This window comes from Angustibacter peucedani, assembly GCF_054779595.1.
Window position 1 is genome coordinate 18,674 of record NZ_BAAGXY010000015.1, and the last position, 8,842, is coordinate 27,515.

The 8,842-nt window shown below is 75.5% G+C and carries 6 protein-coding genes; 3 read left to right on the forward strand and 3 right to left on the reverse strand.

Annotated elements, in window-relative coordinates:
- The first annotated feature begins 44 nt into the window (after positions 1-44).
- The 3 genes from ACYVJ4_RS04260 (at position 45) to ACYVJ4_RS04270 (ending at position 4,554) form a co-directional block, all read left to right on the forward strand.
- Positions 45-1,769, forward strand: a complete 1,725-nt coding sequence (locus ACYVJ4_RS04260; RefSeq protein WP_460458871.1) for an ABC transporter ATP-binding protein — start codon at positions 45-47, stop codon at positions 1,767-1,769.
- Complete coding sequence (locus tag ACYVJ4_RS04265; RefSeq protein ID WP_460458872.1) at positions 1,766-3,535, forward strand: ABC transporter ATP-binding protein; 1,770 nt, start codon at positions 1,766-1,768, stop codon at positions 3,533-3,535. Before ACYVJ4_RS04260 ends, ACYVJ4_RS04265 begins: the two co-directional genes overlap by 4 nt.
- Before the next feature lie 98 nt (positions 3,536-3,633).
- Complete coding sequence (locus tag ACYVJ4_RS04270) at positions 3,634-4,554, forward strand: alpha/beta hydrolase (protein WP_460458873.1); 921 nt, start codon at positions 3,634-3,636, stop codon at positions 4,552-4,554.
- Positions 4,555-4,622: 68 nt separating this feature from the next.
- Here ACYVJ4_RS04270 and ACYVJ4_RS04275 read toward each other — a convergent pair whose 3' ends face one another.
- The 3 genes from ACYVJ4_RS04275 to ACYVJ4_RS04285 form a co-directional block, all read right to left on the reverse strand.
- Complete coding sequence (locus ACYVJ4_RS04275) at positions 4,623-5,576, reverse strand: oxidoreductase (RefSeq protein ID WP_460458874.1); 954 nt, start codon at positions 5,574-5,576, stop codon at positions 4,623-4,625.
- Positions 5,573-7,393 carry a GMC oxidoreductase gene (locus tag ACYVJ4_RS04280; RefSeq protein ID WP_460458875.1) on the reverse strand — a complete coding sequence of 607 codons (1,821 nt, stop codon included), beginning with the start codon at positions 7,391-7,393 and terminating at the stop codon, positions 5,573-5,575. Before ACYVJ4_RS04280 ends, ACYVJ4_RS04275 begins: the two co-directional genes overlap by 4 nt.
- Positions 7,390-8,842 (reverse strand): succinic semialdehyde dehydrogenase (locus ACYVJ4_RS04285; protein ID WP_460458876.1); only part of this gene is annotated, 1,453 nt, incomplete at its 5' end. The genes ACYVJ4_RS04280 and ACYVJ4_RS04285, both read right to left, overlap by 4 nt.

Genomic DNA, 8,842 nt, shown 5'->3' on the forward strand with positions numbered 1-8,842 from the left:
AACGCGTGGAGCCCTGTCGGCGGCTCCACCTACCCTGGACCTTCGTGCGCACCCTCCCCTACCCCGACCCGGGCACCCCTGATCTGCGGGGCCCGTGGCACCTGCTGGGCTGGATCGCCCGCATGCAGCGCGCCACGCTGGCGGTCGGTGTCGTGTGGGGCGTCACCTGGATGTGCGCGCAGGCCCTGATCCCCGTGGCGGTCGGCCGCGGCATCGACCAGGGCGTCGTGCAGCACGACCTGCGCGCCCTGCTGCTGTGGTCGGGTGCGGTGCTCGGGCTCGCGTGCGTGCAGGCGGGCGCGGGCGTGCTGCGGCACCGCGCGGCCGTGAGCAACTGGCTGCAGGCGAGCTTCCGGTGCGCGCAGCTGCTGGGCTACAAGGCGGCCGACACGGGTGAGGCGCTGCCCCGCACCGTGCCCACCGGCGAGGTCGTCGCCACGGTCACGAACGACGCGATGCGGCTCGGCGGCGCCTACGACGTGAGCGCCCGGTTTTCCGGCGCCGTCGTGAGCTACGTGGTCGTCGCCGTGATCCTCCTGACCACCTCGGTGCCGCTCGGCCTGCTCGTGCTGCTCGGCGTCCCGGTGCTCACCGGCGTGCTCGGCCTGCTCATCAAGCCGCTGCAGCGCCGCCAGGCCGCGCAGCGCGACGAGTCCGGCAAGCTGACGACGCTCGGCGCCGACACCGTCGCGGGCCTGCGGGTGCTGCGCGGCATCGGCGGCGAGCACACCTTCGTCGAGCGCTACCGCCACCGCTCTCAGCTGGTGCGGCTCTCGGGCGTGCGGGTGGCGGGCGTGCAGGCCACCCTCGACGCGGCACAGGTGCTGCTGCCGGGCATCTTCGTCGTCCTGGTCACCTGGCTCGGCGCCCGCCTGGTCGTGCAGGGCGACATCGCCGTCGGCGACCTGGTGATGTTCTACGGCCTCTCGGCCTTCCTCGTCACGCCGCTGCGCACGGCCACCGAGATGGTCGACCGGCTGACCCGCGCCCACATCGGCGCCCGCAAGATCATCAACGTCCTGCGGGTGCAGCCGAACGTGCTCGACCGCGTCCCCGGCCGCCGGGTCGACCTCGACGTCTCGGACGACGCGGCGCTGCACGACCCGACGTCCGGCGTCACCGTGCCGGCCGGCCGGCTCACCGCGGTCGTCTCGCAGCGGCCCGAGGAGTCGGCAGCCCTCGCCGACCGGCTCGGCCGCTTCGCCGAGGTGCCGCACGCGCCGGTGCTGCTCGGCGACGAGCGGGTCGACCTGCTGCCGCTGGTCGAGCTGCGCCGTCAGGTCGTGGTGAGCGAGAGCGACCCGCGGCTGTTCACCGGACCGCTGCGCGAGCAGCTCGTCGGCCCGCGCGGCGCGGACGACGAGCACCTGGCCCGCGCCATCGACACCGCGGCCGCCCACGACGTCCTGGACGCGCTGCCCGACGGGCTCGACAGCCAGGTCGAGGAGCGCGGCCGCTCGTTCAGCGGCGGCCAGCGCCAGCGGCTGTCGCTGGCGCGAGCGCTGCTCACCGACGCGCCGACGCTGGTGCTGGTCGAGCCGACCAGCGCGGTCGACGCCCACACCGAGGCCCGCATCGCCGAGCGGCTGCGCGAGCACCGCGCCGGCCGCACCACCGTGCTGATGACCGCGAGCCCGCTGCTGCTCGACCACGCCGACCACGTCGTCTTCCTCGAGGGCGGCGAGGTCGCGGCCGAGGGCACCCACCGCGAGCTGCTGGCGAGCAGCGTCGCCTACCGCAGCACCGTGATCCGAGGGGAGGACGAGTGAGCGAGACCAAGCTGCCGGTCGCCGGGCCCGAGAGCGTGCGGCGCGAGGCGCGCGTCCTGCTGCGCGAGCACGGCCGCGCCCTCGGGCTGGTGCTCGGGCTGCACGGCGTCGCTGCCGTGGCCGGGCTGGCCGGGCCCGCGCTCATCGGCCGGCTGGTCGACGACGTCCGCGGGGGCGCCGGGCTGAGCCGGGTCGACCACCTCGCCCTGCTGCTCGGCGCGGCCATCGTGGTGCAGACCGGGCTGACCTGGGCCGCCCGCCGCCAGTCCTTCGTCCTCGGCGAGCAGGTCTTCGCCCAGCTGCGCGAGCAGTTCATGGACCGCGTCGTCGCGCTGCCGCTGTCGACGGTCGAGCGCGCCGGCACCGGCGACCTCGTCACGCGCACCACGCGCGACGTCGACGCGCTCTCGCACACGGTGCGGTTCGCCGTCCCGTCGGTGCTGGTGGCCGTGGTCGCCACCGTGCTCACGACGATCGCGACGTTCCTCGCCGGCTGGCAGGTGGCGCTGCCGGTGGTGCTGGCGGTGCCGATCCTGTGGTCGGGCACGCGCTGGTACCTCAAGCGCGCTCCCGAGGGCTACCTGCGCGAGGGCGCGACCTACGCCGTGCTGAACGGCACCGTCACCGAGACCGTCGACGGCGCCCGCACCGTCGACGCGCTGGGCCTGGGTCCCGAGCGGCGGCGCACCGTCGAGCGCGACCTGACCAGCTGCTACCGGGCCGAGCGCTACACGCTCTACCTGCGCACCGTGTGGTTCCCGAGCGTCGAGCTCGGCTACTTCCTGCCGGTCGCGGCCACCCTGCTGTGGGGCGGCTGGCTGGCCAGCGGCGGGCACGCCACCGTCGGGCAGGTCACCGCCGTCACGCTCTACGTGCTGCAGCTCATGGGTCCGGTCGACGAGCTGCTGTCGTGGCTGGACGAGATCCAGGTGGGCGCGGCGTCCTTCGCCCGCATCATCGGCATCGCCGACGTCCCCGACGACCGCACGCCCACCGGCGCCGAGCCGGCGGGCCGCGAGATCCGGGCCAACGACGTCCGCTACGCCTACCGCGAGGGGCACGACGTGCTGGGTGGCGTCTCGCTCGACCTCGCGCCGGGCGAGCGGCTGGCCGTCGTCGGGCCGTCGGGCGCGGGCAAGTCGACCCTCGGGCGGCTGCTGGCCGGCATCCACGGCCCGCGCACCGGCAGCGTCGAGGTGGGCGGCGTGCCGCTGGTCGACCTCGAGCTCGACGACCTGCGCGGCCACGTCGCCCTGGTGACCCAGGAGCACCACGTCTTCGTCGGGACGCTGGCCGACAACCTGCGGCTGGCGCGGCCGGGTGCGGACGACGGCGAGCTGCGGTCGGCGCTCGAGGCCGTCGACGCGCTGGGCTGGGCCGAGCGGCTGCCGCAGGGCCTCGACACCGAGGTCGGCTCGGGCGGTCTCGAGCTCACGCCGCCGCAGGCGCAGCAGGTCGCGCTGGCCCGGCTGGTGCTGAACGACCCGCACACCCTGGTGCTGGACGAGGCGACGTCGCTGCTCGACCCGCGCGCCGCCCGGCACCTCGAGCGCTCGCTCTCGGCGGTGCTCGACGGCCGCACCGTGGTCGCGATCGCGCACCGGCTGCACACCGCGCACGACGCCGACCGGGTCGCCGTCGTCGAGGACGGGCTGGTCTCCGAGATCGGCACCCACCACGACCTGCTGGACGCCGACGGCCCCTACGCGGCGCTCTGGAGATCGTGGACGGACCAGCCCGTAACCTCCGAGCCGCCGTCTCGTTAGAGGCAATGACGCGGGGCCGGCCGTCCACCCCCGGTGCCGGCCCCGCGTCGTCAGCCCACCTCCGGCTCGACCGGGTCCCGCCGTGACAGGCTGAGGACGTGGAGCCTTCCCCGCCCGCTCGTCGAGGTCGTCCTCGGCGGCGCACCGTGCTGCTCGGCGGCGCGGCCGGGGTGGTGGCGGTCGCGGCCGGCGCCGTGGCCGGCGTCGAGACCGGGCTGCTCCCCGGCAAGGTGCGGCTCGACCGCGAGCTGGGCATCGGCGACGTCGACACCCCGGTGCCAGACGGTCCGGTCGGCCCCGTGCGCTTCGCGACGTTCGCCTCCCGGGCCTGCGGCAAGGACGTCACGTGGGGGCTGGTCCTTCCGCGCGACGTGCCGGCCGCAGGGCTCCCGACGGTGGTCGTGCTGCACGGGCGGGGCGGCAACGCGCACAGCGCGATCGACGTCCTGCACCTCGACGCGTTCTTGGCCCAGCACCTGCGGTCGGGCGGGGCGCCGCTCGCCTTCGTCAGCGCCGACGGCACCGACCGGTACTGGCACCCGCGCGCCGCCGGCGACGACCCGCTGTCGATGGTCGTCGGCGAGGTGCTGCCGCTCGCCGCCCGCGCCGGGCTGCGCACCGACCGCATCGGCGTCATGGGGTACTCGATGGGCGGCTTCGGGGCGCTGATGATGGCCCGGCAGTCCGAGCGCGGAGCGCTGCACGGCACGACGGTCGTGGCCGCAGCGGCGTCGTCCCCGGCGCTGTTCCCGACCTGGGAGAGCTCGGCCCGCGGCGCGTTCGACGACCGCGCCGACTGGGAGCGCTGGGGCGACCTGCTCGCGCACCCTGGAGTGCGCCGCACCCCGCTCAGCGTCAGCTGCGGCACCAGCGACCCGTTCACCCAGGTCACCCGCACCTACCGCGAGCGCGCCGTCACCCGGCCGGAGGGACGGCTGTCGGCCGGGCAGCACACCGGGGGCTACTGGCGCTCGCTGCTCCCCGACCAGCTGCGCTTCCTCGCCCAGCACCTCACCTGACCTCGAGGCTCCGAGCACTGGTGAAGGGTTGTGAACCTTTCAGGAGCTGCTGAAGGGTTCGAAACCCTTCACAAGTCGGCAGCCGGCGCGAGGTCGAGGGTGACGCCGGTGAGCCGCTCGGTGCGCTCCCACAGGGCGAGCGCGAGGTCGGGGTCGTACGCGAGCGCGGACGCCGACGTCCTGGCCGGGTAGCCGCGCCACCCGCCCGGGCCGGACGGGCCGTACAACTCGGCGCCCCGGACGTCGTCCGCCGCGGCCGCGCACAGCGTCGGCCACGCGCCGGCCTCGGCCGACTGGCCGGTCAGGCGCGTCAGCACCTCGGCCAGCGGACCCAGCAGCCGCCCCGCCGCCGGTCCGTTGCGCACCAACGCCGTCGCGGCGAAGCCCGGGTGCGCGGCGACGCTCAGCAGAGCAGGCCCGGCGGCGTCGGAGGCCCGCTGCAGCTGCATGGTGAACAGCAGGTTGGCCAGCTTGCTCTGGGCGTAGGCGCGCCACGGCTGGTACCCGCGCTCGGCGTCGAGGTCGGCCAGGTCGATCCGCCCGCCGCGGTGGGCCTGGCTGGTGACCGTGACCACCCGCGACGGACGGTCGGACGGCGCGAGCAGCGCCGGGAGCAGCAGCCCGGTCAGCGCCGCGTGGCCGAGGTGGTTCGTGGCCAGCTGCAGCTCGTGCCCGTCGGCGCTGAGCCGGCGCCGGGTCGGGGCCATGACGCCCGCGTTGTTGACCAGCAGGTCGAGCCGCGGGTGGTCGGCCCGGACGTCGTCCGCGCACCGCCGCACGTCCGCGAGGTCGGCGAGGTCGAGCCGCCGCACCTCGACGTCCGCGCCCTCCACCCGCGCCCGCACCTCGCCCAGCGCGGCCTCGCCCCGCTCGGGCGAGCGGCACGCCAGCAGCACCCGCGCGCCCAGCCGGGCCAGCCCGACGACGGTCTCGAGCCCGATGCCGCTGTTGGCCCCGGTGACGAGCGCGACGCGGCCGTCTTGGCGCGGCAGCTGCTCCGGTGTCCAGCCCTGGTGCCTCACGAGGCCGCGGTCGCCGCGGAGCCGGTCGCCCAGCGCAGCGCGCCCGGAGCCGTCGCCGGCACCGCGGGCGAGACCGGGGCCACCGGCGCCAGCCGCTCGTAGGGCGCTCCCGGGGCGGGCCGCGCGTCGGCCTCACCGGCGTTGGGCCACAACGACATCGCGCGCTCGGCCTGCGCCGTGATGGTCAGCGACGGGTTGACCCCGAGGTTGGCCGACACGGTCGAGCCGTCGGTGACGTGCAGGCCCGGGTAGCCGTGCACCCGGTGGTACGGGTCGACCACGCCGCGCGCCGACGTCGGCGCGATCGCGCACCCGCCGATGAAGTGCGCCGTCAGCGGCACGTCGCCCAGGTCGCCGACCGTGCCACCCGGCTCGGTGCGCACCCCGGTGCGCTCCTGCAGCCGCGCGGCCAGCCGCCGGATCGCGGTGTGCCCCGCGGGGATCCACGACGGGTTCGGCTCGCCGTGCCCCTGCCGCGACGTGAGCCCGGTGGCCGAGAAGCCCAGCCGTCCGAGCAGCCGGTGGCGGCGGGCCGAGACGACGATCGAGTTGTCGAGCGACTGCATGACGAGCCCGATGACCGCCCGCTGGCTGAAGTTGCGCACCGACATCGACAGCGCGAAGACCCGCGGCTGCCGCACCACCTGCCCGACGAACCGGACGGCGCGCGGCACCCGTCCGCCTCCGTCGACCAGGATCGTCGCCAGCAGCCCCATCGAGTTCGAGCCCTTGCCGTACCGCACGTTCTCGACGTGCGTGTCGGCGTCCGGGTGGAAGGACGACGTGATGGCCACGCCGCGCGTGAGGTCGGCGTCGGCGGGCACGCGCTGGGTCATCGCCCCCAGCAGCGCCTCGGAGTTGGTGCGGGTCAGCACGCCCAGCTGGGGCGAGAGGTCCGGCAGGTCGCCCTCGGCCCGCATGCGGTGCAGCAGCCGCTGCGTGCCCCACGTGCCGGCGGCCAGCACCACCTGGCGGGCGCGCAGGACCTGGCGGTCCTTGCGCCACCACGACCCCGAGCGCTCGGTCGTCACCTCGTACCCGCCCGCCGGGTCGGCCGGGTCGAGCGGCCGCAGCCGGACGACGGTGCGCAGCGGCTCGACGCGCGCGCCCAGCCGCTCGGCCAGCGCGAGGTAGTTCTTCACCAGCGTGTTCTTGGCGCCCACGCGGCAGCCCACCATGCAGTTGCCGCACTCGGTGCAGCCGGTGCGCGCGGGTCCGGCGCCGCCGAAGAAGGGGTCGGGCACGGTCACGCCCGGCTCGCGGCGCTGCTCGCCGTCCGCGCCGGGACGGCCGAAGAACACGCCCACCGGCGTCTTGCGGAACGTGTGCCCGACGCCCATGTCGTCGGCCACCGCCCGCATGACCTCCTCGACCGGCCCCTCGCACGGGTTGGTGACCACGCCGAGCATGCGCGCCGCCTGGTCGTAGTGCGGCGTCAGCTCGTCGGCCCAGTCGGTGACGTCGGCCCACTGCGGGTCGTCGAAGAACGCCTTGGGCGGCACGTAGAGCGTGTTGGCGTAGTTCAGCGAGCCGCCGCCGACACCGGCCCCGGCCAGCAGGACGACGTCCGGCAGCCGGTGGATGCGCTGGACGCCGAAGCAGCCCAGCCGCGGCGCCCACAGGAAGCGCCGCAGGTCCCACGAGGTGCGAGCGAGCTCGTCGTCGGCGAACCGGCGTCCGGACTCGACCACCAGCACCTCGTAGCCCTTCTCGCGGGCGCGCAGCGCGGCGACCGAGCCGCCGAACCCCGACCCCACGACCAGGACGTCGACGTCGACCTCGGGCAGCGCGCGAGCGCCGGCAGCCGCGGGGCTCACCGCACGCCCACCCGCTTCATGACCTTCAGCGCCACGGTCAGGGTGCGCGCCCACTGCTGCGAGCTCAGCCCGAACGGCGCGCCGAACCCCAGGAGCCGCTGCACCGTGACGTTCTGCGTCTCGGTGTACTTGCGGATGCCCTCGGCGCCGTGCCGGCGACCGAGGCCGCTGGCCCGCATGCCGCCCATCGGCGCGCCCACGCTCCCCCACGCCGCGGCGTACGCCTCGTTGACGTTGACCGTGCCGGCGACGACGCGGGAGGCGATGCGCCGGCCGCGCGCGACGTCGCGCGTCCAGACGCTGGCGTTGAGCCCGTAGTCGCCCTCGTTGGCGCGGCGCACGGCGTCGTCGTCGCCGCTGACGCGGTAGACGGACACGACCGGGCCGAACGTCTCGTCGCCGTAGCAGGTCATCGCGGGGGTGACGCCGTCGAGCACCGTCGGCTCGTAGAACAGCGGGCCGAGGTCGGGGCGGGCCCGACCCCCCGCGAGCACCGTCGCGCCCTGCGCCACCGCGTCGTCGACGTGCCGGGTGACGGTGTCGAGCTGCTGCTGCGAGATCAGCGACCCGACGTCGACGCTCCAGTCCAGCGCCGGGCCGAGCCGCAGCGCCTTGACCCGCGCCACGAACCGGTCGAGGAACGCGTCGGCGATCTCGTCGTGCAGCAGCATCCGCTCGACCGAGATGCACAGCTGTCCGGTGCTGGCGAAGCACGCGCGGACCGCGCCCTCGGCAGCGCGGTCGAGGTCGGCGTCCTCGGCGACGTAGAGCGCGTTCTTGCCGCCCAGCTCCAGGCTCGCGCCGACCAGCCGTCGTCCGGCCTGCTCGGCGACCAGCCGGCCGGTCGCGGTCGAGCCGGTGAAGCAGACGTAGTCGGCCTGCTCGACGATCGCGGTGCCGACCACCGGGCCGTCGCCGACGACGACCTGCACGAGCCCCTCGGGCACGCCCGCCTCGGTGAGCAGCTCGAGCGCGCGCAGCGCGGTGAGCACGGTCTGCGAGTCGGGCTTGAGCACCACGGCGTTGCCGGCGATCAAGGCCGGGACGGCGTCGCTGATCGACAGCGTCAGCGGGTAGTTCCAGGGGGCGATGATGCCGACGACGCCCTTGGGCAGCCGCTGCTCGACCGCCTGCGAGAGAAGGGGAAACGCACCTTGCCGGCGGCGAGGGCGCAGGTAGGACGTCGCCCGGCGGGCGTAGTGCCGCGCCACGATCGCGACGTCGAGCACCTCCTCGAACGCGTGCGCTCGCGACTTGCCGTTCTCGAGCTGCACGAGGTCGAGCAGGTCCGACTGCGCGTCGAGCACCAGGTCGTGCAGGGCCAGGAACGGCCGCGCGCGCTCGGCGAGCGGACGCCGGGCCCACGACCGCTGCGCCGCGCGCGCCGCCGCGACGGCGACCTCGACGTCGGCCGGCGTCGACACCGGCACCGCGGCGAGCGGCGCGCCG